We start from the raw sequence: 234 nt of genomic DNA on the forward strand, positions 1-234 counted from the left end.
GTCGTTCGTAGCCCTTGCCAGACCGACGTTACCGATCTGAAAGGGCGCACCCGATGCATTCACTTGGGTTACGGTTTCTGCATAAGGGTCGCCGTCCCGGTAGCCAAGGTCGTCCGCATCACACTGTGCAGTTGTCCGGTCCATGGCCGAGTTGCCCTCAAATACCATATAGGTCTCACCTGGATGAGCCGGATCTTCGAAAGTAAACGGGTCGCGGAAGTTATAGTAAGGGTT

General features: G+C 55.1%; 1 protein-coding gene. It reads right to left on the reverse strand.

Annotated elements, in window-relative coordinates; all coding sequences use genetic code 11:
- Positions 1-234, reverse strand: a 234-nt coding sequence (locus tag AAEY57_RS21185; protein ID WP_350608805.1) for a glycoside hydrolase family 68 protein, incomplete at both ends; no start/stop codon positions are given.

The sequence above is a fragment of the Pseudoalteromonas sp. MER144-MNA-CIBAN-0113 genome, from assembly GCF_040308965.1.
Classification (GTDB): Bacteria; Pseudomonadota; Gammaproteobacteria; order Enterobacterales; family Alteromonadaceae; genus Pseudoalteromonas; species Pseudoalteromonas tetraodonis.